At 67.1% G+C, this 26625-nt stretch carries 18 protein-coding genes and 1 tRNA gene; 9 read left to right on the top strand and 10 right to left on the bottom strand.

Going from position 1 to position 26625, the window contains the following annotated elements; all coding sequences use genetic code 11:
* Positions 1–25: 25 nt before the first annotated feature.
* Positions 26–472 (bottom strand): SRPBCC family protein, encoded by a 447-nt coding sequence (locus R5O87_RS15265; RefSeq protein WP_410556209.1) that lies wholly within the window; start codon positions 470–472, stop codon positions 26–28.
* A gap of 244 nt (positions 473–716) precedes the next feature.
* Between R5O87_RS15265 and R5O87_RS15260 the strand changes: the two genes are divergently transcribed.
* Positions 717–790: transfer RNA gene (locus R5O87_RS15260), tRNA-Gly, on the top strand.
* 22 nt (positions 791–812) lie between these two features.
* On the opposite strand, the gene R5O87_RS15255 is transcribed toward R5O87_RS15260, so the two are convergent.
* Positions 813–2141 (bottom strand): MFS transporter, encoded by a 1329-nt coding sequence (locus R5O87_RS15255; RefSeq protein WP_410556208.1) that lies wholly within the window; start codon positions 2139–2141, stop codon positions 813–815.
* Positions 2142–2274: 133 nt separating this feature from the next.
* Here R5O87_RS15255 and R5O87_RS15250 point away from each other — a divergent pair, with 133 nt between their 5' ends.
* Positions 2275–3129 (top strand): LysR family transcriptional regulator, encoded by an 855-nt coding sequence (locus tag R5O87_RS15250; protein WP_331570848.1) that lies wholly within the window; start codon positions 2275–2277, stop codon positions 3127–3129.
* A 146-nt stretch (positions 3130–3275) separates the two neighbouring features.
* Positions 3276–3530 (top strand): hypothetical protein, encoded by a 255-nt coding sequence (locus R5O87_RS15245; protein ID WP_387098981.1) that lies wholly within the window; start codon positions 3276–3278, stop codon positions 3528–3530.
* An 88-nt stretch (positions 3531–3618) separates the two neighbouring features.
* On the opposite strand, the gene R5O87_RS15240 is transcribed toward R5O87_RS15245, so the two are convergent.
* Positions 3619–7143 (bottom strand): bifunctional proline dehydrogenase/L-glutamate gamma-semialdehyde dehydrogenase, encoded by a 3525-nt coding sequence (locus R5O87_RS15240; RefSeq protein WP_410556207.1) that lies wholly within the window; start codon positions 7141–7143, stop codon positions 3619–3621.
* A 569-nt stretch (positions 7144–7712) separates the two neighbouring features.
* Positions 7713–9173, bottom strand: coding sequence for an amino acid permease (locus tag R5O87_RS15235; RefSeq protein ID WP_410556206.1), 1461 nt, complete (start codon positions 9171–9173; stop codon positions 7713–7715).
* 157 nt (positions 9174–9330) lie between these two features.
* On the opposite strand from R5O87_RS15235, the gene R5O87_RS15230 reads away from it, so the two are divergent.
* The 4 genes from R5O87_RS15230 to R5O87_RS15215 all read left to right on the top strand — a co-directional run bounded on the left by R5O87_RS15230 (position 9331) and on the right by R5O87_RS15215 (position 13029).
* Positions 9331–10317: a LysR substrate-binding domain-containing protein gene (locus R5O87_RS15230; RefSeq protein WP_410556205.1), complete on the top strand. Its 987-nt coding sequence runs from the start codon at positions 9331–9333 to the stop codon at positions 10315–10317.
* Positions 10318–10374: 57 nt separating this feature from the next.
* Positions 10375–10803, top strand: a complete 429-nt coding sequence (panD, locus tag R5O87_RS15225) for an aspartate 1-decarboxylase (protein ID WP_410556204.1) — start codon at positions 10375–10377, stop codon at positions 10801–10803.
* Positions 10804–10916: 113 nt separating this feature from the next.
* Positions 10917–11843 carry an AEC family transporter gene (locus tag R5O87_RS15220; RefSeq protein ID WP_410556202.1) on the top strand — a complete coding sequence of 309 codons (927 nt, stop codon included), beginning with the start codon at positions 10917–10919 and terminating at the stop codon, positions 11841–11843.
* A gap of 64 nt (positions 11844–11907) precedes the next feature.
* Complete coding sequence (locus tag R5O87_RS15215) at positions 11908–13029, top strand: FAD-dependent oxidoreductase (RefSeq protein WP_410556201.1); 1122 nt, start codon at positions 11908–11910, stop codon at positions 13027–13029.
* 2 nt (positions 13030–13031) lie between these two features.
* Here the strand turns inward: R5O87_RS15215 and R5O87_RS15210 are convergent, their stop codons facing one another.
* The 3 genes from R5O87_RS15210 to R5O87_RS15200 form a co-directional block, all read right to left on the bottom strand.
* The gene (locus tag R5O87_RS15210) at positions 13032–15659 is read right to left on the bottom strand and encodes a trehalase-like domain-containing protein (RefSeq protein WP_410556200.1); all 2628 of its coding nucleotides are present in this window, start codon (positions 15657–15659) and stop codon (positions 13032–13034) included.
* Positions 15660–15789: 130 nt separating this feature from the next.
* The gene (locus R5O87_RS15205; RefSeq protein ID WP_410556199.1) at positions 15790–17112 is read right to left on the bottom strand and encodes a right-handed parallel beta-helix repeat-containing protein; all 1323 of its coding nucleotides are present in this window, start codon (positions 17110–17112) and stop codon (positions 15790–15792) included.
* A 168-nt stretch (positions 17113–17280) separates the two neighbouring features.
* Entirely contained in the window at positions 17281–18270 is a 990-nt protein-coding gene (locus R5O87_RS15200; protein ID WP_410556198.1) for an LLM class flavin-dependent oxidoreductase, read from the bottom strand.
* 151 nt (positions 18271–18421) lie between these two features.
* Between R5O87_RS15200 and R5O87_RS15195 the strand changes: the two genes are divergently transcribed.
* Together R5O87_RS15195 and R5O87_RS15190 are read left to right on the top strand one after the other, a co-directional pair.
* Entirely contained in the window at positions 18422–20140 is a 1719-nt protein-coding gene (locus R5O87_RS15195; protein WP_410556197.1) for a helicase HerA-like domain-containing protein, read from the top strand.
* 129 nt (positions 20141–20269) lie between these two features.
* Positions 20270–21262, top strand: coding sequence for a hypothetical protein (locus R5O87_RS15190; RefSeq protein WP_410556196.1), 993 nt, complete (start codon positions 20270–20272; stop codon positions 21260–21262).
* A 57-nt stretch (positions 21263–21319) separates the two neighbouring features.
* Here the strand turns inward: R5O87_RS15190 and R5O87_RS15185 are convergent, their stop codons facing one another.
* The 3 genes from R5O87_RS15185 to R5O87_RS15175 all read right to left on the bottom strand — a co-directional run bounded on the left by R5O87_RS15185 (position 21320) and on the right by R5O87_RS15175 (position 26544).
* A complete protein-coding gene (locus tag R5O87_RS15185) occupies positions 21320–21796 on the bottom strand; it encodes an endonuclease domain-containing protein (RefSeq protein WP_410556195.1) in 477 nt (158 codons plus the stop codon).
* 588 nt (positions 21797–22384) lie between these two features.
* Positions 22385–24370: an NHL domain-containing thioredoxin family protein gene (locus R5O87_RS15180; protein WP_410556193.1), complete on the bottom strand. Its 1986-nt coding sequence runs from the start codon at positions 24368–24370 to the stop codon at positions 22385–22387.
* Entirely contained in the window at positions 24370–26544 is a 2175-nt protein-coding gene (locus tag R5O87_RS15175) for a cytochrome c oxidase assembly protein (RefSeq protein ID WP_410556192.1), read from the bottom strand. The genes R5O87_RS15180 and R5O87_RS15175 overlap by 1 nt, the downstream gene beginning before the upstream one ends.
* Positions 26545–26625 lie beyond the last annotated feature (81 nt).

Below are 26625 nucleotides of genomic sequence, written 5' to 3'. Positions count from 1 at the left end.
AACTCCACGCGGGCGAGCGGAAGTCTCAGTCCGCCGTCGTGCGTTGTTCGATGACGGCGGGCAGCTTGGCGAGCTGTCCCACCGCGGCCCGGAGCTGGCGCCGGTATGCCGGCCGGAGGAAGCTCCAGAAGCCGAGCGTCGGGGCCTCAAGTGCGAACCGCACCCGCGTCCCGGCGCTCTCGCTGCTGAGGTAGAAACCGCCGCGCAGGAGGGACGGACCGGCCACCACCTGGAACTGGATTTCGGCGCCCGGCCGGGCATGGGTGATCTCGTAATCGCGCGCCACCGGACGGCCATGGGGCCCGTCAACGGTGACCTGGTACCTGGCCCCCACGCTGCCGGCGCTGCCCGAACTGAGCCCCACGCTCCGGACGTCGGCCTGCCATCTGGGCAGATTCGCGCCGTCCAGGAGGAAGGACCAGACCGTCATGGCGTCGCGCGCAACGAGGACCTCGTGTTCTGCACGTGCCATGGGGATCCTTTTCCGACGTCGGGCCTGCCTTGCGTAGCCCGTTCCCCTTACTGCAGCTAACGAGATTCAGGATAGTCACCCTCGCCGATGCTGAGCCGCGCACCGCCGGGGCCTTTACCGAACAGTTACGGGAGCCAATTTCGGCAGCGTTTGCCGGCGCGCCCCGACTCGGGATCCAGATGGCCGGGGTCACGGTACAACTGCGCTAAGCTAGGTTCTGCCCCGGGCAGTTTCCGGGGCGACTGCGGCTGTAGCTCAATGGTAGAGCGCTAGCTTCCCAAGCTTGATACGCGGGTTCGATTCCCGTCAGCCGCTCCAGACCACCCTTGAGACCCCGGCCCTACGCCGCGCGGCGCACCACCCGCAGCAGTCCCCGCCGGCTCCGCAGGTCCACCTTGAGCGTCAACTCACCTTTGCGGGCAAGCACGACGGCGACAGTCGCCGCGGCGAGCGCCGGTACCCCGCCGGCCACCAGCAGGCCGGCGTGCGGATCCAGGTGCTCGGCGATGAAACCGATCATGGGCCCGCCGAGGGCCTGGCCGCCGATGAGCACCATGATGTACAGGCTCATCACCCGGCCGCGGATGCCCATGTTGGAGCTGGTCTGCACCAGCTGGTTGGACGCGGTGAGGAACATCAGGCACCAGAACCCGGACAGCACCAGTGCGGCGCCGAAGAGCGGCAGGGTGGGGACGGCGGCGGACAGGCAAAGCATCAGCCCGTACATGCCGGCCGCCAGGACCACCGACCGCAGCCGGAGCTGCCGCCGCCGGGTGGACGCGACCGCGCCGGTCAGCGCCCCGAGGGCCACCAGCGCATTCAGCATCCCGTAGCCGCCCGCGCCGATGCCGTACACGCGGTCCGCGAAGGCGGCGAGCAGCACCGGCAGGCTCATGGCGAAAACGGAGATGAACCCCACCATGAGCCAGGGCCAGTAGATGGTGGGCTTGCTCAGCGCGTACCGCAGCCCTTCACGCAGCATGCCCTTGGACTTGGGCGCCGGCGAACTGACGAACAGCTCGTCCCGGCGCAGCAGCAGGAGCATGGCCACCGTGGAGCCGCAGGCCGCGGCGTTGGCGGCGAAGGCCCAGCCGGCACCGACGGCGGTCAGCAGCACCCCGGCGATCGCCGGACCGATGAGCCCGCCCAGCTGGAAGGTCGTCGAGTTCACGCTGATGGCGTTGCGCAGGTAGCGGGGGCCCACCAGTTCGTGGACGAAGACCTGCCGGGCCGGCTGGTCCAGGACGGTGACGAGGCCCAGGACCAGCGCGATGGCGTAGACGTGCCAGACCTCGATCCTCCCCGTGAGCGACAGGGCGGCGAGCGCAGCGGCCAGGACAGCCGCGGCGGACTGGCACAGAATGAGGATCTTGCGCTTGGAGAACCTGTCCGCGACCATCCCGCCCCACGGGCCCAGCAGCAGTGAGGGCAGGAACTGCAGCGCCACGGTGAAGCCGACGGCGGTGACGGAGCCGGAGAGCTGGAGCACCAGCCAGTCCTGGGCGATCCGCTGCATCCAGATGGCGATGACGGCAATGAAGTGGCCCGCGGCGAATAGCCTGAAGTTGGGGACCCGGAGCGAGATGAAGGTGTGACGCCACGGAAGGCGTTCACTGACGACGGCGACGGGCTGGGTGACGGTGGCCAGTGGCGGCGGTGGGGGTGTCACAGGAGATTCCTCAGCTGAGCGGTCCGATGGGGGATGCCCTCAACGCTATGGCCCGCACTTCTGATTGTGGAAGACTATTGCTCCTATAACTATCATTGCTGAACGTAATGACTAACGCCGTCGAGGAGGGCGTATGTTCGAACCGGCCCAGCTCCGATCTTTCCTCGCCGTGGCCGAAACGCTGAGCTTCACCAAGGCGGCGGAGCGCCTGGGCCTGGCCCAGCCCACGGTCAGCCAGCACGTGCGCAAGCTCGAAGCCGCCGCCAAACGGACGCTCATCAGCCGGGACACGAGGGACGTCAGCCTGACGGACAACGGCGACGCCATGGCCGGCTTCGCCCGCAGCATCCTCGCCGCCCACGACGCCGCCGCCCGCTACTTTTCCGGTTCGGCCATGCGCGGGCGCCTGCGCTTCGGCACGGCCGACGACCTCGCCATCACCGGCCTGCCGCGGATCCTGCGCGAGTTCCGGCAGATCTACCCGCAGATCAACCTCGAGCTCACGGTCGGCCAGAGCGACCAGCTGTACAAGCGCCTGAACTCCGGGCAGCTGGACCTCGTCTTCGTGAAGTGGGTGGCCGGCGCCAAGGACGGCACCGTGGTCCAGCACGACACCTTTTCCTGGGTGGGCCTCGAACAGACCGCCCTGGAACCTGGCCATCCCGTGCCGCTGATCGCCTATCCCGCACCGAGCCTGAGCCGCAAGCTTGCCATCGACGCGCTCGAATCCGTGGGCAGGACCTGGCGCATCACGTGCACCACCAAGCAGATCAGCGGAGTGCTGGCGGCCGTCCGCGCCGGGATCGGGGTGGCCGTGATGCCGTCCTCGCTGGTGCCGGAGGACCTGAAAATCATCACCCGCCGCTTCGAGCTGCCGCCGGTGGGGGACGTCGATTTCACGCTGATCAGGAACCCGCTGGCGAACGCGGAGGTCATTGACGCCCTGACCCAGGCCATCATGGGCAGGACGCTGAAGAAGCCTGTATAGGCGGGCTGCGGCCGGAAAATGATTGATAACGGTTCGCAGTTGGCTTATGCTGTGAATGTTGCGGTCATGCAGCGGCTGTCAACACACAGGTTTCGAAAACGGACATGCTTTGGCAATGAAGCCCGTGTGTCCGGGATAGGTACGCCGTGACCACAGCCGCAAACCCCCGCTATACCCGCCACTCCATGACCATGGACGCCGAATACGTCGGCCAGCCCAATTGCGAAAAGTGCGGAACTGACGAGTTCATTTATCTCGAGTCCTTCGTGCCGCCCAAGCACCGCCAGGACGGCACCGTTCGGAAGCTGGGCGAAGTCGCGTACACTTGCACGCGCTGCGAGGACTTTTCCGCACACAGCGTCCCGGCATCGTGGGCACCACCCGGCTGGTATCTGGGTTAAGCAGCAACAGGCAAAGAGAACGGGCGGGCACCTTATGGGTGCCCGCCCGTTCTCTTTGTCTGGTGAGACTCGCTGGTTCAGCGAGACCCTAGATCAGTGAATCGGAGAGGTGGTTCGGGGTGCCGAACCGGTGGGCCGTGATGCTGACGGCCTGCTCGTGCAGGAACGGCAGCATTTCGATGCGGCCGGCCTCCGTCACCTCGTGGGCGTAGATGGCCAGGTCCGGCCGGCCGCCGGTCGCTTCGGCCAGGTCGGCAGCGGAGCCGCCGATCAGGCGGATGCGTCCGCCGGACAGCTTGTCCGCCGCGGCGAGGCGGCCGGCGGATGCCAGCCACGCGGCGTCGTCCTCCACCGTCACGGGGATGTCCAGCCCGGTGAGCACCGCACGCAGCTGGGCGGGAAGTTCGACGCCGGACGAAACGGTGACCGGGGCGCCGGCAAGTACGCCGGCGGCTACTGTCCGGACGAGCGCACGGAGGGATTCGCCGTCGGACAGCCGGACGGTGACCGGCAGCGGACGGTAGCGGAAGATGTTCCGCTCGGCGCTGAGGTTGGAGACGTCCTTGGCGGTGCCGAATTCGTCCGCCCAGGCGAGGGCGTCGGAGCCCAGCGCCCGCTGCAGCGCTTCGGTGTCGGCTGTGCTGAGTTCGCCCTTCACGGCGTCGAGGAGGCGCTGCACCCTGCGGTTGGCGATGCCCGCCGCGGCACCCTGGGTGCTTTCGGCGCTGGTCCAGTCGCCGAGGCCGGCGAGGTAGTTGGGCCCGCCCGCCTTGGTGCCGGCGCCGACTGCCGACTTCTTCCAGCCGCCGAACGGCTGCCGCTGCACGATGGCGCCGGTGATGCCGCGGTTGATGTAGAGGTTGCCGGCCTGGATCGTGTCCAGCCACACTCCCAGTTCGTCGGTGTTGAGGGAGTGCAGGCCGGCGGTGAGGCCGTACTCGATCTGGTTCTGGATGGCGATGGCCTCTTCCAGGGTGTCCGCGGTCATGACGCCGAGGACGGGACCGAAGAATTCGGTCAGGTGGAAGTAGGAGCCGCGCCTGACGCCGTAGCGCACGCCCGGGCTCCAGAGCCGGCCGGTGCCGTCGAGCTTGCGGGGCTCAACCGCCCAGTTCTCGCCGTCGCCGAGGGTGGTCAGTGCGTTGAGCAGCTTGCCCTTCGCCGGCTCAATGATCGGGCCCATCTGGCTGGTGGGATCCTGCGGGTAGCCCACCTTCAGGGAGGTCACGGCGTCGATCAGCTGGTTGTGGAACCGCTTGGAGGTGGCCACCGAACCCACCAGGATCACCAGCGAGGCCGCGGAGCACTTCTGGCCGGCGTGGCCGAAGGCGGAGTAGGCAACATCCTTCGCGGCGAGGTCCAGGTCAGCGCTGGGGGTGACAATGATGGCGTTCTTGCCGCTGGTTTCGGCCAGCAGCGGGAGGTCCTTGCGGAACGACCGGAACAGTTCGGCGGTCTCGTAGCCGCCGGTGAGGATGACGCGGTCCACAGCCGGGTGGGAGATCAGCTGCTGGCCGAGCTCGCGTTCACCCAGCTGCACCATGGTGAGCACGTCACGCGGAACGCCTGCCTCCCACAGAGCCTCGATCATCACGGCACCGCTGCGGCGGGCCTGCTTGGCCGGCTTGATCACGACGGCGGAGCCCGCGGCGAGCGCCGCGAGCGTGGAACCGGCGGGGATGGCCACCGGGAAGTTCCACGGCGGGGTCACCACGGTGAGCTTCGCCGGAACGAACGTGGCGCCGTCGACCTGGTCCAGCTTGCGGGCGGACTCAGCGTAGTAGTGGGCGAAGTCCACGGCCTCGCTGACCTCGGGGTCGCCCTGGTCGATGGTCTTGCCCGTCTCGCTGGCCATGACCTCGAGCAGCTCCGCGCGGCGGGCCTCGAGGACGTCGCCGGCGCGGTGCAGGATCTCGGCGCGTTCGGCACCGGACAGCGCACCCCACGCCTTCCCCTTCTCAACAGCCGTGGCGATCACGGTGTTGAGGGTGTCGGCGTCGCTGATGGTAGCCGCCTCAACCGAGGCGTTGCCCAGGGTCGACGTCGGCACCCGGTCCAGGATGGCCCGGCCCCAGTCGCGGTTGGCGGGCAGGGACGGGTCGGTGTCCGGGGTGTTCTGGAAGCCGGTACGCGGCATCAGCTCTGCTGGGTGGCTGCGGTTCTGCAGGCGGTTGGGCGGCGGCACCTCGTCGTCGAGCTCTTCCAGGGAGGACAGGAAGCGCTGCTTTTCACGCTCGAACAGCCCTTCGTTCTCGCTGAGCTCGAAGACGGCGGACATGAAGTTTTCCTGGCTGGCGCCCTCTTCGAGGCGGCGGATCAGGTAGGCGATGGCGACGTCGAATTCGGCCGGGTGCACCACGGGTGTGTAGAGCAGCAGGGAGCCGACGTCCTTCTTGACGGCTTCGGCCTGGCCCTGCGCCATGCCGAGCAGCATCTCGAATTCGATGCCCGACTCGACGCCGCGCTGCTTGGCCAGCAACCACGCGAAAGCGATGTCGAACAGGTTGTGGCCGGCGACGCCGATCCGGATGTTGCTGATCCGGTCCGGGTGCAGCGCGTAGTTGATGACGCGCTTGTAGTTGATGTCCGAGTCAAGCTTGGTGCCCCAGGTGGCCAGCGGCCAGTCGTGCAGCGAGGCTTCCACCTGCTCCATGGGAAGGTTGGCGCCCTTGACCACGCGGACCTTGATGGCCGCGCCGCCGTCTGCGCGGCGGGCGGCTGCCCATTCCTGCAGCCGGATCATGGCGGCGAGGGCGTCGGGGAGGTAGGCCTGGAGCACGATGCCGGCTTCCAGGTTCTTGAACTCGGGCTTGTCCAGGATTCGGGTGAAGACCGCGATGGTCATGTCCAGGTCCTTGTACTCCTCCATGTCCAGGTTGATGAACTTGGGCTTGGGGAAGGAAGCGGCACGGGCGAACAGCGGAGTGAGCTTCTCGACGACGTGCTCCACCGCCTCGTCGAATGCCCAGGCTGAGTGCGGCGCCACGGTGGAGGACACCTTGATGGAGACGTAGTCCACGTCCGGGCGGGCCAGCAGGGTGTGGGTTCCCTCGAGCCGGCGGGACGCCTCGTGCTCACCGAGCACGGCCTCGCCGAGCAGGTTCACGTTGAGCTTGATGCCGTCCTTGCGGATCTTGGCGATGGCCGGGCCGAGCTTGGTGTCGGTGGCGTCGACGATGAGGTGGCCCACCATTTCGCGGAGGACCTTGCGGGCCACGGGGATGACGACCTGCGGCAGGACCGGGGCCATGCGGCCGCCCACCTGGACAGCGCTGCGCATGTACCAGGGCAGGAAGGCGGGAACCTTCGGGGCGAGGGCGGCGAGGTTGCGGGCGGCGACGTGCAGGTCCTCGGGACGGACCACGCCGTCGACGAAGCCCACAGTGAAGTCCAGGCCGTTCGGGTCCTTGAGAACACCGGCGAGCTGCTCGGCGGAGGCGTCCACGGGAACCTTGCTGGCTTCGGTCAGCCAGTGGCGGACGAGGGCGATTGCGTCGGTGGCCAGAGCGGTCGCTTCAGCGACGTCGGACCCTGCCGAGGGGGTGGCGACGGCGCCGGATACAGTGGCGCCCTTGCCTGCCTGCACGCGGTGATCCGTTGCGGTGTTGGTCATGGCTTTCCTCGTTCTTTCAGTGCGATTGGATCGTCTTATTCATCAGTATGAGCCTCGCGTCCCTTAAGATAAAGCGATCTTTCCTGAGCAATACACATTAGGAATACCGATCGTTCTGTATTTGCCTCACGGCGCCCGAAACGACGCCCCTTCGCCGCCGACGCAACACGTGAGGAAGCGTTTCAAAAAACCCGGCAGGATCTGATCGAGCGTCGGGGAATTCCTTGCAGGATCTGATCGAGCGTCGCGGAGCCCAAACGCTCTCTCAGCTCCTGCCGCCTTACATCCAACGCTCTCTCAGCTCCTGCCGCCTTACATCCAACGCTCTCTCAGCTCCTGCCGCCTTACATCCAACGCTCTCTCAGCTCCTGCCGCCTTACATCCAACGCTCTCTCAGCTCCTGCCGCCTTACATCCAACGTTCTCTCAGCTCCTGCCGCCTTACATCCAACGCTCTCTCAGCTCCTGCCGCTTTTCCCCAATCGCTCCGTCGGTACCTGCCGCCAAAGGAAGAACCCTCCCGCACCTGAGTGCGGGAGGGTTCGTCGTTATGGCGCCGAAGGCGAGGGGCTACACGGGCGTGTGCATCTCCACGGCTTCGCCGTGCCGCGGGCTGTTCGGGTTCATCAGGGAGTGCCGCTTGCCGTAGCCGAAGTAAATGACCAGGCCGATCACGAGCCAGATGAGGAACCGCAGCCAGGTCTCCCAGTGCAGCTGGAACATCAGGAATCCTGAGGCGAGGACACCGAAGGCGGGAACCACGGGCATCAGCGGCAGGCGGAAGGTGCGCGGCGCCTCCGGCTTGGTGTAGCGGAAGATGATCACGGAAACACACACCACCACGAACGCGGCGAGGATGCCGATGTTGGTGAGGTCGGCGACGGCTTTGATCGGGAACACGCCGGCCAGCAGCGCCGAGGCAATGCCGCCGATCCAGGTCACGCGTTGCGGGGTGCCGTGCCGGTCGGTCTTCGAGAACCAGCCGGGGAGGAGCCCGTCGCGGCTCATGGAGAACCACACGCGGGTGACGCCGAGGAGGAAGGTGAGCATCACGGTGAGGATGGACAGCACGGCGAACACCGAGATGATGGTGGCGATAACGGGAAGGCCGACGCCCTGGAACGCCGAGGCGAAACCGGCGGCAGGATCGATGTCCTTGTAGTTCTGCATGCCGGTAAGCACAAGGGTGGCGGCTACGTAGAGCAGCATGGCGATGATGAGGGACAGAACGATGGCCTTGGGCATGTGCTTCTTGCCGTCGGTTGCCTCTTCAGCCGCGGTACTCATGGCGTCGTACCCGAACACGGCGAAGAACACGGTGGCCGAGCCGGCCACGACGGGGCCAAAGCCGCTGGGCATGAACGGGGTGAAGTTCTGGGTGTTGATGTAGAAGACGCCCAACCCGATGATGAACAGGATCAGGACAACCTTGATGGCCACGGCGATCAGCTCAAACCGGCCGAAGGTCTTGGTGCCGCGGGAGAGGATCCAGGTGACCAGCAGACAGACGAGGATGGCGGGGATGTTGATGATGCCGCCCTTGCCCTCGTCCACGGTGGACGTCATCCAGGCGGGCATGTGGATCCCGATGCCGGACAGGAAGGCGTCAAAGTAGCCGGAGATGCCGATGGCCACCACGGCCACGATCGCGATGTACTCCAGCAGCAGGTCCCAGCCGATGAACCAGCCGATGATTTCGCCCAGGGCCACGTAGCCGTAGGTGTACGCAGAGCCGGCACGGGGAATCATGCCGGCGAATTCTGCGTAAGACAGGGCCGCGGCAGCCGAGGCCAGGCCCGCAATCAGGAAGGAAATCAGCACCGCGGGGCCGACGCCGGGGGTGTCCGCGCTGCCGTGCGCCACAAGGCCTGCCAGCGAAAAGATGCCGACGCCGATGATGCCGCCGACGCCGATGGCGGTCAACTGCCACAGCCCGAGGGACTTGAATAGGCCGCTGTGCTTGTTCTCTACTTCGATGTCGTCAATGGGCTTGCGCCTCAGGATTGACTGCGAGGGATCTGTTGTACTCATCGGGACTCCTGCGTAGGTGCGGCCCCATCATTTCGCCCTGTGATGGGGGTAACTCAATCTGTTCAGTATGCAAGCAGTGTTGCATTAGATAAAGTGCATACTTCTAACCAGTATTCATTAGTCCGACTATTCATTTGTGCAATCCAAGGAACAGTCCATGCTTGATGTCCGCCGATTGAGGCTGCTCCGCGAGCTGAAGATCCGGGGCACGCTCGCCGAGGTGGCAGCAGCCCTGCAGTACAGTCCATCCTCAGTTTCGCAACAATTGGCCCTGCTTGAGAAGGAAGTGGGGGTGGAACTGCTCAGAAAAACCGGCCGCCGCGTGCAGCTCACCCCGCAGGCCGAGGTTCTCGTGGCGCACACAGCCCACCTGCTGGAAACCCTCGAGCAGGCCGAGGCGGATCTGGCCGCCTCCCTGACCACCGTCTCGGGCACGGTACGGATCGCCGTCTTCCAGTCCGCAGCCCTGGCACTGATGCCGGACGCACTGACCCGCCTCGCCGCGACCTACCCCGAGGTCCGGATCGAGATGACGCAGCGCGAACCCGAGACGGCGCTGCATGAGACGTGGGCGCGCGACTTCGACCTGGTCATCGCCGAGCAGTACCCCGGCCACGCGGCGCCCCGCTACCCCGAACTGGACCGTGTACGTCTCACCGGGGACGCCATCCGCCTCGCAGTGCCGCCGCCCGCCCCGGGCAGGGCGAACGTCGAGTCACTCGCAGACACCGCGGAAATGCCCTGGGTGATGGAGCCGCGCGGCGCGGCGTCGCGGCACTGGGCCGAACAAGCTTGCCGGAGCGCCGGCTTCGAGCCGGACGTCCGCTTTGAAACAGCCGACCTGCAGGCCCAGATCCGCCTGATCGAGTCCGGAAACGCCGTCGCCCTGATGCCGGATCTGGTGTGGACCGGCCGGGGCACCACGGCCAAGCTGCTGGACCTTCCCGGCAAGCCGAGGCGGACGGTCTTCACCTCCGTGCGGCGCTCCGGTGCGCAGCGGCCCGCCATCCTCGCGGCCCGGGAGATCCTTGCCTCCACTGCCGCCTCCATTGCGGCCGCCCAGGAAATCGACACCGGAGCGGACGCCTCCGGCGCCCCGGCGGCAACCCCCGCAACCACAACAACAGGCGGCGAAGCCGTGTAGCGGGGTGTTCCCTGGCTCACAGCCAAGCGTTGACCCCGGCGCTAGACTGTTGACGTTATGAATCGCACAATGTTTAAGTCCAAAATCCACCGGGCCACTGTCACGCACGCGGACCTGCACTACGTGGGTTCGGTCACCGTTGACCTGGACCTGCTCGACGCTGCCGACATCCTGCCCGGCGAGCTCGTGGCCATTGTGGATGTCACCAACGGCGCCCGCCTCGAGACCTACACCATCGCGGGCGAGCGCGGCTCCGGCGTCATCGGGATCAACGGCCCGGCAGCCCACCTGGTGCACGAGAACGACACCGTCATTCTGATCACCTACGCGCAGATGACCACCGACGAAGCCAAGGCCTACCAGCCCAAGGTTGTCCACGTGGACAAGGACAACCGCATCATCCAGCTGGGCAATGACCCCGCCGAGGGTCTCACCCCGGGGCTGCTGCGGCCGCCGTTCGCGCTCAACAACGCGGCGCTCAGCTAATCCAGGCTCACAGCGAGATCCCTGCCACAACGTGAACCGTGGCTGAATAAATCTGATTAGGCTGGGATGGTGGATGCCACCCCCTGCCTCAGCCTGCCCCCGACGGCTACCCCGTGCTAGGCGTCCTGGCAGGCTTTTTCGTGGTGTGGTCCATCATCCTGGTGGGCATGTTCGTGGGCAGGCGCAAGATCCTGGGCGAAAATGCCCGGCAGGTCCTGAGCGGGCTGACCTTCTTCGTGGCCAGTCCCGCGCTGCTCTTCGAGACCCTGAGCCGGGCGAGCCTGCGCGACGTTTTCGCCGCCCCGCTGCTCGTGGCGGCTGTCGGCGCCGTCACCACCGCGGCACTGTTCTTTGTCATCGTCAGGTTCCTGCTCAAGCGCAGCATTCCGGAATCGCTAATGTCGTCCATGAGCTCCTCGCTGGCCAACTCCGCGAACCTGGGCATCCCGATTGCCGTGTACGTCCTCGGCGACGCCAGCCATGTCGCTCCCCTGCTGATCTTCCAGCTGGCGTTTTTCACGCCGATGTTCCTCATGGCCCTCGATGCCACCACGAGCTCGCACCGGACCACGCCGCTGCGGTTCGTGATGCTGATCCTGAAGAACCCGATGATCGTCGGTTCGGCGCTTGGCCTGCTGGTCGCGGGAACGGGATTTCAGGTCCCGGCGCTGCTGCTGGAGCCCATCCACCTGATCGGCGGCGCCGCAATTCCTGCCATGCTGATGGCCTTCGGCATGAGCCTGAACGGGTCGAAGCCGCTGCAGGCGGCCGCCGGCCGGAGGACCGATGCCCTGCTGGCCAGCGGCTTCAAGCTCTTCGTCCACCCGGCAATCGCCTATCTCTTTGCGCGCTTCGCCCTCGGGCTGGACGGCCCGGCGCTGTTCGCCGTGGTGGTGACGTCCGCCCTGCCCACCGCGCAGAATGTGTTTGTCGCCGCCAGCCGGTACAAGGCCGGGCTCACGGTCGCGAAGGACACCGTCCTGATCACCACCATCGTGGCCGTGCCTGCGATGATCGGTGTGGCCCTGCTTCTGGCATAACTGCCGCCCATCCCAAAGCCCCGTGCCTGACCGCTCCGCGGCTGCCGCCCGATTTGGAGGAACCTTGAACACCACCCTGGACACCGTGATCATCGGAGGCGGAGCCATGGGTTCCGCTGCCGCATGGGCGCTGGCCGCCCGCGGCCGGGACGTGACCCTGCTCGAGCAGTTCACGCCCGGCCACCACAAGGGTGCCTCGCACGGCGCCACCCGGAACCTGAGCCTTGCCTACGCCGAGCCCGAGTACATAGCCATGCTGGCCGAAACGCTGAAACTCTGGGCCGAACTCGAAGACGAGAGCGGCGAGCAACTGCTGGCGCGCACCGGCGTCGTCAATCACGGCCCCGGCCCCCGCCTCGGTGAGATCCACGCGGCCCTGGGCAGCGCCGGCCTGCGCGCGGACTTCATCCCGCTCGCCGAAGCCGGCGAGCGCTGGCGCGGCATCCGCTTCGACCAGCAGGTGCTGCACATGCCCGACGCCGGCCAGCTCAACCCCGAGGCCGCCCTTCCGGCGTTCCAGCGGCTCGCGGCAGGCAACGGCGCGGCCATCCGGCACGGCGTGAAGGTTGTGGGGCTGGACATACTCGACGACGGCGTCCGGCTCACCGTGGACGACGGCGGACGCACCGAGGTGCTCACCGCCCGGCAGGTGGTGGTCACCGCAGGTGGCTGGACCTCCAAGCTGCTCGCAGGCTCAGTCGCCATCCCGCGGCTGACCGTCACCCAGGAGCAGCCTGCCCACTTCGGCATCACCGACGACGGCGCCATCTGGCCGGGCTTCAACCACTTCCCGGGCGAGGACGGGGACTATGCGGGTTTCTACTCCCCCGTGTACGGCATGCTGACCCCCGGCGAAGGCGTCAAGGCGGGCTGGCACGGAGTGGGGCCCGTGGTGGATCCGGACCGGCGGTCCTACCTGCCCGAGCCGCGCCAGCGCGCAGCCCTGCAGCAGTACGCGAGGGACTGGCTGCCCGGCGTGGACGCCGACGCCATGACCGACATCAGCTGCACCTACACCACCGCCCCGGACCACAACTTCGTGCTTGACCGGATCGGCCCCGTGGTTATCGGGGCGGGCTTCGCGGGCCACGGTTTCAAGTTCACGCCGGTGGTGGGCCGGATCCTCGCGGACCTGGCCACCGGTGAGAGACCGGCGCCGGCCATCTTCGCTGCCGCCCGAGCTTAGGTTCAGCTCCGCTGGTGCCCATCCAGGAGCCGGGCGCAGCGGATGAACCCGAGGTGTGAATACGCCTGCGGGTGGTTCCCCAGATGCGTCTCGGTGCCCGGATCGTACTCCTCCGGAAGCAGCCCCGTGGGGCCAAACAGGTTGACCAGCTGGTCGAAGAGGTCCCAGGCGTCGGCGATCCGGCCCACCGCCACGTACGCCTCGATCAGCCAGGTGGTGCAGATGTGGAAGCCGCCCTCCAGGCCCGGCAGGCCGTCGTCGTACCTGTACCGGAAAACCGTGGGTCCCACCCGGAGTTCCCGCTCCACGGCCGCGACGGTGTCCAGGAATCTCTGGTCGCTGACGTCGAGCAGTCCGGACAGTCCTATGTGCAGCACAGCGGCGTCGAGGTCCGGGCTGTCGTAGGCGACGGTGTAGGACGCGGCGGTGTGGTCCCATCCCTCACGGAGCACCTCGTCCCGGATGGTGGCGGCCGTGTCCGCCCAGGCAGGGTCGGGGCTGCGGCCATGCCGGGCGGCCGCGCGCAGGGCCCGGTCCAGGGTCACCCAGCACATCACCTTGGTGTAGACATGGTGCCTCGGCGCGCGCCGCGCCTCCCAGATGCCGTGGTCCGGTTCGTGCCACCGCGCCAGCACGGCGCTGGCCATCTGGACCAGCAGCTCCCAGTGCCCGTCAGCCAGCGAACGTCTGGACTCGCTCAGCCCGTGGATCAGCTCCGCAATCGGGCCAAAGACATCGAGCTGGACCTGGTGGTCCGCGGCGTTGCCGATCCGCACGGGACGCGAACCCGCGTATCCGGGAAGGCTCTCGATGATGGCCTCCGTGGACAGCGGGGCACCGGTGACGGAATACAGCGGATGCAGCCATTCCGGCCCGGGGGCGTTCGCCAGGATCCCGGTCAGCCAGCTGAGGAAACCGTCGGCCTCCGCCGTTGATCCCAGGTCCACCAGGGCGTTGACGGTCATGGATCCGTCGCGCAGCCAGCAGTAGCGGTAATCCCAGTTGCGGGTGCCGCCGATGCCCTCCGGAAGGGACGTGGTAGGGGCCGCAAGCACCGCGCCGGTGGGCTCATGGACCAGCGCGCGCAGCACCAGTGCCGAGCGCCGCACGAGGGACGGCTTGACGGACGGCAGGCTCAGGCCCTGTACCCAGCGCCGGGAATGATGCGCGACGGCGGCCCTGCGGTCCGCTTCACCGGTCCCGTCAGCGTGCTGGGGCTCCGTATCGCCGCACCTGAGGTTGAGGACCACCGGTCCGTGCTGCAGATTAACCTCGGCGGTGGCTGTTGCGTGCCGCCCGTCCGAAGTGATGGCAAACGTGACGTCCGGCGCCAGCAGGATGATGGGGTCGGAGGTGCCGACCACGTGGAGCTCGCTGCCGCGGGCCTCCATGCTGAAGGGCGCATTGGCGTAGTCGGGCCGGGGTGCGAAGACGATCCGGGCCGCCCCGGTGCCTGACAGCACCCGGACCAGGCTGGTGATGCCTTCCGGGGCGGGCTCAAGATAATCGGTGACGGTGACGTCCGCCCACCGCGTTTCCACGATCATGGTGCTGTCCACGTACCGCTGGCCAAGAACCCGCGATGCCTTGATTGGTTCCACCGAGAAGTGCCCGGCGGCGTCGCCGCCCAGGATGTGGGCAAAGAGCGAGCCCGAGTCCGGCAGGGGATGGCTCATCCAGCAGATCTTGGCCTCCGGCGTCACCAACGCGGTGGAGGAGCCGTTCCCGATCATGGAATGCCGCTCCAGGCCCACGGCGTCCTCGCCGAAAAGCCAGGCCCGGCGCAGCTCGAAGAGGATGCCGAGCACACGTGCGAATGATTCCGGATCCTTCAGCCGGTGTTTGGTCTCAGATGGCATGTCCCCTACCCACAGCCCCATGTCCGGACCGCGGAGTGTGGCCATGGCCAGTTCGTCGCTCACCGCGTCCCCGGCGTACAGGGCGGCGCTCACCCCCAGGCGGGCCCTCAGGTGGTCCAGGGCATCGGCTTTGGAGGGCTGCAGCACGGAGAGGTCCAGGACAGAGCCGTCCACAATGAAGAAGAGCCCGAGGGCCCGGGCAACTTCCTCCGCCTTCCTGGCACACCGGGCCACAACGTCCGGGGCGGCGGACCGGGTGTGGACAGAGACGGCAACGGGCTTTCGTTCGATGCTGATTCCCTTGTAGGCGCCCACCGCTTCGAGCAGGGCCTGGTTGGCCTGCTGCAGCACCGACTCGGTGGCGAGGGACAGTCCGTGCGCGAACCCCATGTCGAACTCCGCACCGTGCGAGCCCACCAGGTGGACTTCGGCGGGAAGCCTGGAGACGGCGGCGAGGTCACGCAGGGACCGGCCGGAGATGACCGCAGCGTGCGTGTTGGGCAAGGCTGCCAGGGCCCGGAGGGCGATGGCCGCGCTGCCCAGCGGCAGCGTCTCCGTGGAGATGCCCTCGGCGGCGCACAGGGTTCCGCCGTAATTGCAGGCGACGAGCAGCCCCGGCGTCCGGGCCAGGATCTTCAGTTCGCCGAGCAGCTGGGGCGTGAGCCCGTCGTCGGCCGCCTCCGACTGGACGAAGGCCCGCAGCAGGCCCAACGGAAGGGATTTGGTCAGTAGTGCGGAATCGGCCACCGTCTGGTTGAGCGGAGTGGGCATGCGCGGCAATCCTTCGGATGATCCCCAATCGGACTTGGACACCTAAAGTGTCCGGCGCAGCCGTTTCCCCTGAATATCCCGGTTATTGCGTTCGTGTTACTTTGCGGGCCCTGCCCTTGCGCGCCGCCGGTCAGCAGTTGGGCGAATCGTATTCGTAGGCCCCGGCATCAGCAGCGGCCGTTCCGGCGCAGTCCCCGTTCTGCACGGCGGGGGCCTTCAGAAGGTCCACCGTGTAGGTCGTGGTGCCGGCCCTGTCGATGGCAGGACTGGTGCCCGTCAGGCGCAGGTCCGCCGGAGCACTCGCGAACCGGACCGGCGCCGTCGTCGACGTGCTGTTCGGGGTGACGTTGACGGGGCCGTTCAGGACATTCTGCTTCTCGGTCCAGCCGGAACCGTTGATCCACAGGGAGTTCCTGACGCCCACCAGGATGTTGGCGCGGATGACCGTCGACGCAGGGCAGGTCGCGTGGCACACGATCGCCTGCGACTGCGCGCCGGTCAGGTAGACCGTGTTGAACTCAAAGACGGTGCCGTTGGAGGGACCGAACGACGTTCCGTTTCCGCGGGCAATCAGGCCCTTGGCCTCGGAGCAGTTGGCGCCGCAGGTTGAGCGGATGAGGTTGTACCGGAACGTGTTGCCGTCCGCCGTGCCCGAGGACTTTCCCAGTTCGGAGAAGTTGTTGTTGTCCAGCGACACATTGTGGTGAATGTTGTTCCGGTTGCCGTTGTAGATCTCGAACGCACCGCCGTCCTGGTTGTAGTCATAGGACTTGCCGGTGGACCCGCTGACGGTGTTGCCGGAAAACTCGTTATCGCTGCCGTTAATCAGTACGCCAAAAGCCCCCGAATCATCGCTGCAATTCACTGCGGCCGATGTCCCGCAATTACTGCCCGGCGTATTTACATTCATCACGTTGTTGTTGGTAAGCGAATTTCCCGTGTATTTGCCGAAGTCGGAGCCGGTTCCGACCTTCAGCCCCACGGCGTTGTACGAGGCGCTGGTGTTCCGCACCGTATTGCGGTCTCCGGTGACGCTGACTCCGGCGTAGCCGCAGGTCACGGCGCGGAAGCCCTCAAGAATGGTGTAGTTGCCGTTGATCCTGATGCAGTTTCCGGATTTTCCGCCGGTGACGATGGGGGCGTTGCCCGTGCCGTAGCTGTTCAGCGTGATGGGGGCGGCGGAGGTTCCGCTTTGAGCGGTGACGATGCCGCCGCTGAAGGTGTCGCCGCGGCGGAACCTGACCGTGTCGCCGGGCTTGAGAACCGCCTGGTTGACCTTTGACAGCGTCTCCCATGCCGAGGTGCTGGCCGTGCCGGAGTTGCTGTCACTGCCGGCGGCGCTGACATAGTACGTGGTGCCCGCGGCCGACGCCGGAGCAGCAGCTCCGGCAATCAGCCCGCTGACCATTAGGCAGGTCGTGAGAACGGCCGCGGCCGTGGACTTGATCTTCAATTTTTTCCCCAGGCATTTAAGATGGCGGCCTGGGTCGGTAGTGATTTGAGACCGCTACATTCAACCCAGCCGGCAACAAGTGTTTGTATTTGAGACCCTTGCGCCCTTAAAGCTAGGTTCCGCCTCCGGCGGAGTCAACAGATATCAGTTGAAAATTGGGGCCTTGGCTCAGACGCTCACCAGGCCGGCTACCTCTGCAAGGAGCTCCACCGAGCGCAGCCGCTCTGCGGTTCCGGTGCTCTGGTGCGCCACGATGAGCTCGTCGGCGTCGGCGTGCCGGGCAAAGCCGTCCAGGTAATCCAGCACGACGTCCGGGGTGCCCACGGCTGAGTACTTCATCATCTGCGACACATGCTGTCCCTGCGGGGAGTCCAGAATCATGTCCGCTTCGTCGTCGGTGAATTGCCGGCCGCCGCCGAAGAACAGGGAGACGCGTGCCCGCATCGTGGCGCGCAGGATCTCCTGGGCGTCCGAGGCAGCATCGGCAGCCACCACGTTGACGCCGGCGATGACGTGCGGCGCGGACAGCTGCTCCGACGGCTTGAACTCCCGGCGGTATACGGCGACGGCGTCCTGCAGCGCATTCGGCGCGAAGTGGGAGGCGAAGGCGTACGGCAGCCCCAGCTGGGCGGCGAGCCGGGCCCCAAACAGGGAGGAGCCCAGGATGTAGAGGGGCACGTTGGTTCCCCTGCCCGGCGTAGCCTCCACGCCCTGCACGCGGGTAGGCCCGGTGAGGTAGCCCTGGAGCTCCAGGACGTCCTGCGGAAAGGTGTCGGCCGAATGCGGGTCACGGCGCAGGGCGCGCATGGTGTTCTGGTCGCTGCCGGGCGCACGGCCGAGGCCCAGGTCGATCCGGCCGGGATGCAGCGTCTCGAGCGTGCCGAACTGCTCGGCGATGGTGAGCGGGGAATGGTTGGGCAGCATGACCCCGCCGGCGCCCAGTCTGATGCTTTGGGTGTGCGCGGCAACGTGGGCGATCAGCACAGACGTGGCTGACGACGCAATGGAGGACATGTTGTGGTGCTCGGCGTACCAGACGCGCCGGTAGCCGAGCTTTTCCGCCAGCTGTGCCATGGCGACGCTCCCGGCAAAGCTCTCCGCCGCCGTCTGGCCCTTGCCGATGGTTGCCAGGTCGAGGATGGAGAGGGGAACAGTCACGGCAGGATGGCCTTTCGTCGGGGTCTGCGGCTGCCGGGCCCGCGGGGGTCCGGCACGTTGGGAACAACGACGGCGGAGCCCGGGTTATTTCTTTCGCGCCGGTGACGCTGTCCACATATCCCGCCCATTGACCTCCCGCTATGCTGGCGGCATGGCCAACAAGTCCACCGCAGATAAAGTAGCCACCATCCAAAAGGGATATGCCCTCGAGGGTGCCACCATCGAGCTGGGCGCCGCCATCGTCGACGGCGAACTGCACAAGGACGCTCCGGTCCGGCTGCCCCTGTCCATGATGAACCGGCACGGGCTGGTGGCGGGCGCCACCGGCACGGGCAAGACCGTCACCCTGCACATGATGGCCGAGCAGCTCTCAACAGCCGGCGTGCCCGTTTTCCTGGCCGACATCAAGGGCGACCTCTCCGGGCTCGCCACGGCTGCCGCCGGCAGCGACAAGCTGGCCAAGCGAACCGAGAGCATCGGGCAGGCATGGTCCGGGAAGACGTTTCCGGTGGAGTTCCTGGCCCTCGGCGGGGACGGCGACGGCGTCCCGGTCCGCGCCACGATTACCTCGTTCGGGCCCATCCTGCTGTCCCGCGTCCTCGAGCTGAACGACACCCAGGAATCAAGCCTCCAGCTCGTGTTCCACTTCGCGGACAAGAACAACCTCGAGCTGGTGGACCTGAAGGACCTGCGCGCCGTCATCCAGTTCCTCATCTCCGACGAGGGCAAGGAGGCGCTCAAGGAACTGGGCGGCCTGTCCAAGGCCACCGCAGGCGTCATCCTCCGTGAGCTGGTGACCCTCGAGGCGCAGGGCATGGAGCGGTTCTTCGGCGAACCCGAGTTCGACACTGCCGAGCTGCTCCGGACGGCACCTGACGGGCGCGGTGTCATCAGCTGCCTGGAGCTGCCCACGCTGCAGACCAAGCCGATGGTCTTCTCCACGTTCCTTATGTGGCTACTCGCCGACCTGTTCGAGGACCTCCCCGAAGCCGGCGACCTCGACAAACCCAAGCTCGTGTTCTTCCTGGACGAGGCACACCTGCTCTTCAGCGATGCGTCCAAGGCCTTCCTGGAGGCCATCACCACCACCGTCCGCCTGATCCGCTCCAAGGGCGTGGGCATCTTCTTCGTCACGCAGACCCCGAAGGATGTTCCTGCGGACGTCCTCGGGCAGCTGGCCAACCGCGTCCAGCACGCCCTCCGGGCGTTCACACCCGAGGACGCGAAGGCCCTCAAGGCCACCGTCTCCACATTCCCGGTCAGCGACTACGACCTCGAGGAAACCCTGACGTCCGCGGGCATCGGCGAGGCCGTCATCACGGTCATGAGCGAGAGAGGCGCCCCGACGCCGGTCGCCCTCACCCGGCTGCGGGCACCGGAATCCGTCATGGGTCCCAGCAGCCCCGACCTGGTCAGGAGCACCGTGGCGGGATCGGCGCTGCTCGCGAAGTACGGCACTGCGGTGGACAACGTCTCAGCGTACGAGAAGCTGACAGGCAAGACCGGCGCGCCTACGGGCGCTGCGGCACCCGGGCAGCCCCCGGTGCCGTCGCCCGAAGTGTTCGTTCCCAGCAGTCCTGACCCAACAGCCATCGACGACGAAGCCCGGTGCATCGAGGAGGAGATCCTCGGCCGTCCCAGCAGCAGGCAGCCGCACAGCCAGCCCAGTACCCGGCAGCCCGACAGCATGCCCGGTCCCCCGGCCAGGCGCCAGGCTCCCCCGTCCGGCGGCATGATGGACGACATCACCGGCGCCCTCGGCGGGGTCCTTGGCAGCGGCCTGAAAAGCATGGCGCGGTCCATGGGAACGCAGCTGGGCCGGGAGCTCCTGCGGGGCGTTTTCGGCACCTCGTCCCGGCGCCGCCGCTAGCGGAAGGCAGCGCCGGAAGCGGCCGGTGAGCCCCCGCCGTCGGACATTCCTGCACCCTGGCTGAGCGTCACGGGGACCGCCCCTACTCCAGAGTTGCCTGGCGTTGCAGGTAACGTGGGGTGCGTGCAAATGAGTCAAGCGTTGGTGAAGACGGCGGCCGGATGGCTGCTGGGCCTCATGCTTGCCATCGTTGGCGCCATCATTTCGGTCAATCTGGTCAACTCTTCCGTGGCCAGTCCGCAGCAGCCCGTGCGCGAATATCTTGAGGCCCTGCAGCACGGCGAAGGCGAGCGGGCGCTGGGCCTGCTCCGCGCGTCGGTGCCGGACGCGGACCCCTCCATGCTCGACGGAACGGCCCTGCAGACGTCGGCGTCGCGGATCACGAACGTCAAGCTCGGCGCCGCAGTTGCGCGCGGCGGCAACCGGGTGATGGTGCCGATGGACTACACCATCGACGGCAGCCAGCTGCACACCGAGTTCCTGCTGGAGAGCACCGGCACCGAATGGCTGTTCTTCCACAAATGGTCTTTCGTGCCCACCACACTGCCCACCGTGGACGTGACGGTGGTCAACTCCAGCGAGGCAACAATGAACGGCGTGCCGGTGAACATGCCCGGCGGCCACAACAGCTTCTCGGTGTTCTACCCGGGTGAGTACGAGGCGTCCCTCAACGGCCAGTACTTCGCGGCTCCGCCCACCCGGGCCACGGTCTCCGGGCGGGAGGCCCCCGCCGCGCCGCTGAACCTGCTGACGCATGCAACGGACGAGCTGAACCAGGCGGTATCCGCCCGGGTCAAGGAATTCCTCGACAAGTGCGCGGCGGAAGCCGGCCAGCAGCAGCGGCTCCAGCCCGACTGCCCGTTCTACCACGTGACCAACAACCGTGTGGTGGACGGGACCATCAAGTGGAGCATCACCGAGTACCCGAAGATCACCATCGAACCGTTTGACGGCAAGTGGGTGGTGGCGCCGCTGGACGGCAAGGCCAAGATCACCGCCCAGCAGATCGACCTGTTCACCGGAGCCGTCTCGCCGCTGGACGAGGAGCACGACTTCAGCTTCACAACCCGTTTGGACATCGACGGCGACACCATCAAGGTCACGCCGCTGCTCACCTTCTAGGCCCTGCCCTCCGCGGTCGGCTGGGCTGGCCCATCTTCACCGGCCAGTCCCCCATCATTACGGCCTCAGCAACCGCGTGTACGGCCCGAAACCGGGCTGGTCCGGCTGCGGCCAGCGTGATGAACCACGGGCTAGGACCTCCCGCACCTGCGCCAACATCGCTTCCGGCGCGTGAACGACGTCGTCATAGAAGAAGCGAAGGACCGGCAGTCCCCGCACGGCGGCGGCATTGTCCCGCCGCCGGTCCTTCTTGAACTGTCGCGACTCGAGGTGGAAGGCGACTCCGTCGAGTTCCACGATGAGGAAGCCTTCCAGCAGGAAGTCCACGGTTCCGATCCCATCGAGCCAGACCTGGGCCTCGGTGGCGATCCCCGCCTCACGGAACAGAACGCGGGCCAGAGTCTCCAAGAGTGAATCGGAGCCCCGTTCCACCCTTGCCAGTACGTCCCTGGCCTTCCCGCAGCGGTTACCGGTGAGATGCCCGCGCAAAAATGTGGGGTCGATGTCTCCGCGGTTGTATGCGCACTCCACCATCACCAGCGATTCCAGAGGCGGCAGGCAGAGCAGGGATTGGAGCAGAACGTCTGGTAGCGGGGCGACGGTTCCGTGGCGTCTCGGTTGCGTCAGGGCAAGTCGGTGACTGACGCAACCGTCTGCTGCCCGGCCGTTGCTGTGCCAGTAATGGGGCTGCGTTGCCGGACGGAGCTGCCACAGACCGAACCTCGGAGCGGCTGAAATGCAAGTCAGGAGGCCACGCACACGTCCCGCCGCCACCAGTTCAGGGTCCGCTCCGGCCACGGCAAGCAGCCCGCGCTCAAGCCGCAAGACCGCACCGCCCCGGACTGCACGGCGAATACTTACCTCTGAGGCACCCCTGGCCAGCACGTCCCGCGTCAGCAGCACTCCGCCAGCGGATTTGATGATGTACGCGGGATCCACACCTCCACCCTGCCTGCCGCAGGGCCCCCGTGTGCGGCGTTATATGTTCTATGTGAACAACCGCTGTTCCCCGGTGGCCGGGCAGGCCCAGTTTTGGACCCGATCCAACGACGGCGGCCCGGCTTTCGCGTCACAAGGGCGGAAAACCGGGCCGCTTCAGCCGTGCGGAGCCTTAGGGGGACCTCAGTCCATGCCGCGGAGGTCCAGCACCAGATCCGTGTCGCCGTCGGCCTGCAGCACCACGGGGATGCCCCAGTCCTGCTGGTAGAGGTGGCACGCGGCGTGGTCCGGGATCTCGCCGTCCTCGGTTTCCGGGCCGTCGCAGGCAGCTGCACGGGCCGTAATGTGCAGCACGCCCTCCGGAACGTCGGAGGCCAGCTCGAGCGTACGGAGCAGGCCCACGGAGGTCCCGCCGCCGGACACCAGCAGCTCAGGCGGGGTGGAGGAGATCTTCAGCTGGGTGGGGTCGCCCCAGCGGTCATCGAGCTTCTGGCCGGTGGGCGCCGTGAAGCGGACCGTAAGCTCCAGCAGGCCCGGCGCCACAGGGCTCTTGGGCCGGTGCGTCTGGGCGGCACCCTCGTCCACCTGCTGCGCTTCCTTGGGGATGGGCACGTACACGAGCTGGTGCTTGTTCGCCTCGACCACCACCAGCAGCGGCTCGGAGCCGGCCGTGTGGGTATGGTCGACGATCACGTCGGACGGCTCGGCCAGGCCCCGCGCCAGCGTGGACACGGTTCCGGCGGCCGGGTCGTAGCGGCGCACAGCACCGTTGTAGGTGTCGGCGATCGCCACGGAGCCGTCCGGCAGCACGGTGACGCCCAGCGGGTGCTGCAGGCGCGCCTCGGACGCCTCGCCGTCACGGAAGCCGAAGTCGAAGAGTCCCTTACCCACGGCGGATTCAACGGTGACGGTTCCGTCGTCGTCGATCACCAGCTTGCGCAGGGCGGAGGTCTCGGAGTCGGCCACCCAGATGTTTCCGTCGGCGTCCTCGGCCACACCGGACGGCTGCGCGAACCATGACTCGTGGGCGGCGCCGTCGAGCAGGCCTTCCAGCCCGTTGCCGGCAACGATCGAGACATCCCCGGTGAGCGGTTCGTAGCTGAAGATCTGGTGCACGCCGGCCATGGCGATCACCACGGCGTTCAGCTTGCTGGACCAGACGACGTCCCACGGCGAGCTGAGGGCAACATCCAGTGGGTGGTCGCCCAGCCGTCCGGTGAAGCCGGCCGCGTCCTCGTCCACGCGGGCGGGGCCGGTCTCAAGGAGCCGCTGCACGCCGCTCCCGACCAGGGTGGTGACGGTTCCGTCTGCGAGCGACAGTCCCCGCAGGCGGTGGTTGACGGAGTCGGCAATTACGACGTCGTAGCCCGTCTTCGCTGCCACGTCTTCCGGCAGCAGGACAAGACCCTGGGGTTCGTTGAACCGGGCGGTGCCGGCGGCACCGTCGGCGTGCCCCTTCTCCCCGGAACCGTACGTGTTTAGCACGGTGTGGAAGTCGGTGCCGAGCTCCAGAACGCGGTGATGGCCGGTGTCGGTGACCAGCCAAGTGCCGGCGTCGGACGCGGTGCTGGCGGCAGCACCGGCGTCGGACGCTGAACCCCGGCCGGACGGAAGGTAGAGGGCCTTGCCCGGGAACCGCAGGGTTCCCGACGTCGGCTCCGGGGCCACATAGGGGCCGCTGCCGCGGTGCAGGGTGCCGCGGGCCTCGTGCTCTGCGATCAGCTCGGGAATGAGCACGCCCAGGCCGTCAGCGTGGCCTTCGCCCGACAGGTGCGCCACGATATAGCCCTCGGGGTCGATGACCACCAGTGTGGGCCAGGCGCGGGCCGTGTAGGCCTTCCAGGTTTCCAGCTCGGGGTCGTCAAGGACCGGGTGGTGGATCTCGTAGCGCTCCACGGCGGCGGCCAGCGCGACAGGATCGGCCTCGTGCTCGAACTTCGGGGAATGTACGCCCACGGTGACCAGGACGTCGGAGTACTTTTCCTCCAGGGGCCGGAGCTCGTCCAGCACGTGGAGGCAGTTGATGCAGCAGAAGGTCCAGAAGTCGAGGAGCACGATCTTGCCGCGCAGGGCTTCCAGGTCCAGGGACTTGCCACCGGTGTTCAGCCAGTTGCGGCCCACCAGTTCGGAGGCGCGGACCCGGAGGTGGGTGCGTACGGTTTCGCTCATCAGCGTCCTTCCAGCTTTGAGTTGCGTTCAGCCAGCTTGGCGTCGCGTTCAGCCAATTTGGCAAACATATCGTTGTAAGCGGTGAGATCGGCGTCGTTATTCCTGTCGGCCGCCCGGTCGGTGCGCCGAGTTTCGCGTTCGTCGGACCTTGACCACATGATGGCGACGCCGATCGCCACCAGCACTGTGGGCACTTCGCCGATGCCCCAGGCCACGGCGCCGCCCATCTGCTGGTCCAGCAGGGCAGAGGCCCCCCAGGTGCGGCCTAGGTTGCCGAAGTAGTCCGCGGCCAGCAGGTTGGTGCCGCCCATGATGGACACGCCGAAGAAGGCGTGGAAGCCCATGGTGGCGAGCAGGAGCAGAAGCCGCAGGGGGTACGGCGCGCGGCGCGGCAGCGGGTCGGTGCCGATCATACTGAGCACGAAGATGTAGCCCGTCAGGGCAAAGTGCAGGTTCATCAGCTCGTGGCCCACGTGTTCCCGCATCGCGAGGCTGAAGGCGTCCGAGTAGTAGAACAGCACGATGGAGCCGGCGAAGTTGGCCGCCGCGAACAGCGGGTGGGTGACCACCTGCGAGAACTTCGAGTGTACGAACAGCAGGAGCCATTCCCGGAGGCCGCGGGACCCGTCCTTCCTCGCCGGAAGCGCCCGGAGCGCCAGCGTCACGGGGGCGCCGAGCACCAGGAAGATCGGGGCCACCATGGTGAGGGCCATGTGGTCCACCATGTGCGCCGAGAACAGTACGCGGCCGTATACCGACGGCGGTCCCGACGTGATGTAGGTCAGCACCAGGACGCCGATGATCCAGTTCGTGGTGCGGAACCAGGCCCACTTGTCGCCTCGTGCGCGGACCTTGGCCACGCCCAGGAGGTAAGACACGAGGCCGAAGATCCCGACGGCGATCCAGAGCCAGTCCAGACGCCATTCGGTGAACCAGCGTTCGGGCGTCAGTTCCGGCGGCAGCTCGTAGCCCGAGAGGATGAAGGCCGGGGATGCATCCGCGGCGTAGGTGGTGGGCTCCGGGGGCGCTGAACGGCCCAGCGCGACGGCGATGCCGGACGTGGCGCCCATGATGAGGAGTTCGATGAGGATCAGCTGCCAGAGGACCCGGCGTGCGGACAGGGACGCCCCGGCCCGGGCCAGCTGCGGGATGACCCACTGCCGGTGCATGAAGCCGATTCCGCCCAGTACCAGTGTGGCGGCCGACTTCGCCAGGATCAGCTGCCCGTAGGCCGAGTCGAACAGGGCAGTCCAGCTGGTCACGCGGATGCTGGCATTGATGACACCGGATGCGAAGACCAGCGCGAAGGCGAAACCGGCGAGCGAGGAGAACCGGCGGAGGACCGGTTCGGTGATGTCCTGGCCGCCCGGCTGGGACACCTGGCCGCTGCGGGCCACGTTGCGGGCCAGGCTTCGAGGCGCGAGGCTGCCGGAGAGGAGGGCGAGCAGGATGATGCCGCCCACCCAGACGCTGACGCCCACCAGGTGCAGGCCCAGCGAGTTGATGGCGCCCTCGTGGTCGCTGGAGCTGGCGGAGTGGCCGATCAGGGCGGTGGGAATTAGACCGATCAGCGCCAGCAGCAGCGTGAACGCGAGACCCGTCAGCGACCGCACGCCGAAGAGGGCGGTTGTCACGACGGCGGCGATGATCGTGACTGCCAGCCAGGCGCGCCCGGTTTCAATGTCAGTCATGAAGTACACGAGGGCACGGGTGAATTCGGCATCCCCGGAGATGCCCTGGCCCGCCACGTCGGAGTATGTCAGCACCAGGACGGCGATGGCGGACAGCGTCCACGCCACGCCTGCTGCAGCCGCAATGGCCAAGGCGCGGGTGAAGGCCGGGTGCTCGGGAACATCGGCGTCCTTCGAGCGCGCGTCACCGAGTCTGTGCGGCAGGATGCCTGCGGCGAAGATGAGCCCGCCGATTACCGTTGCCAGGGAGACGTTGTGGATGGCCTTGCTGACCGGCAGGCCCCACCGGACCAGCGCACCGGGGTCGGAAACCTCGCGGGCGGCTGCGGCACCGGAGAAGAGCAACGCGGCCACCAGTCCCAGGAAGAGGGCACCGAGCCCGGCCAGCTGCCAGGTCCGCTGAATGCCGAAGGCACTGTCAGTGGCCCGCGTGCCCGAATCGGGTGCGGGTTGCGGAGTCAGGGGTTTTGCTGCTGAGGGCACCTATCCATTGTCCGCTACCGTCGCCAAGGCGGCGAATCGGGGGTTTGCCGGATCCGGGGTTAAAGCAAGAGGAGCGGCACC

Source organism: Arthrobacter globiformis (assembly GCF_046536215.2).
Lineage (GTDB): Bacteria > Actinomycetota > Actinomycetes > Actinomycetales > Micrococcaceae > Arthrobacter > Arthrobacter globiformis_E.
The sequence above is the reverse complement of the archived record's forward strand: the minus strand, read 5'-3'. Positions and strand labels throughout refer to the sequence as shown.

What these genes read in the sequence shown, in the direction of transcription:
- R5O87_RS15265 (WP_410556209.1), bottom strand. Translation starts at nt 472, where the DNA reads ATGGCACGTGCAGAACACGAGGTCCTCGTTGCGCGCGACGCCATGACG.
- R5O87_RS15235 (WP_410556206.1), bottom strand. Translation starts at nt 9,173, where the DNA reads ATGAGTACAACAGATCCCTCGCAGTCAATCCTGAGGCGCAAGCCCATT.
- R5O87_RS15210 (WP_410556200.1), bottom strand. Translation starts at nt 15,659, where the DNA reads ATGCCCACTCCGCTCAACCAGACGGTGGCCGATTCCGCACTACTGACC.
- R5O87_RS15250 (WP_331570848.1), top strand. Translation starts at nt 2,275, where the DNA reads ATGTTCGAACCGGCCCAGCTCCGATCTTTCCTCGCCGTGGCCGAAACG.
- R5O87_RS15180 (WP_410556193.1), bottom strand. Translation starts at nt 24,370, where the DNA reads ATGAGCGAAACCGTACGCACCCACCTCCGGGTCCGCGCCTCCGAACTG.
- R5O87_RS15190 (WP_410556196.1), top strand. Translation starts at nt 20,270, where the DNA reads ATGAGTCAAGCGTTGGTGAAGACGGCGGCCGGATGGCTGCTGGGCCTC.
- R5O87_RS15195 (WP_410556197.1), top strand. Translation starts at nt 18,422, where the DNA reads ATGGCCAACAAGTCCACCGCAGATAAAGTAGCCACCATCCAAAAGGGA.
- R5O87_RS15185 (WP_410556195.1), bottom strand. Translation starts at nt 21,796, where the DNA reads ATGGTGGAGTGCGCATACAACCGCGGAGACATCGACCCCACATTTTTG.
- panD (WP_410556204.1), top strand. Translation starts at nt 10,375, where the DNA reads ATGAATCGCACAATGTTTAAGTCCAAAATCCACCGGGCCACTGTCACG.
- R5O87_RS15230 (WP_410556205.1), top strand. Translation starts at nt 9,331, where the DNA reads ATGCTTGATGTCCGCCGATTGAGGCTGCTCCGCGAGCTGAAGATCCGG.
- R5O87_RS15240 (WP_410556207.1), bottom strand. Translation starts at nt 7,143, where the DNA reads ATGACCAACACCGCAACGGATCACCGCGTGCAGGCAGGCAAGGGCGCC.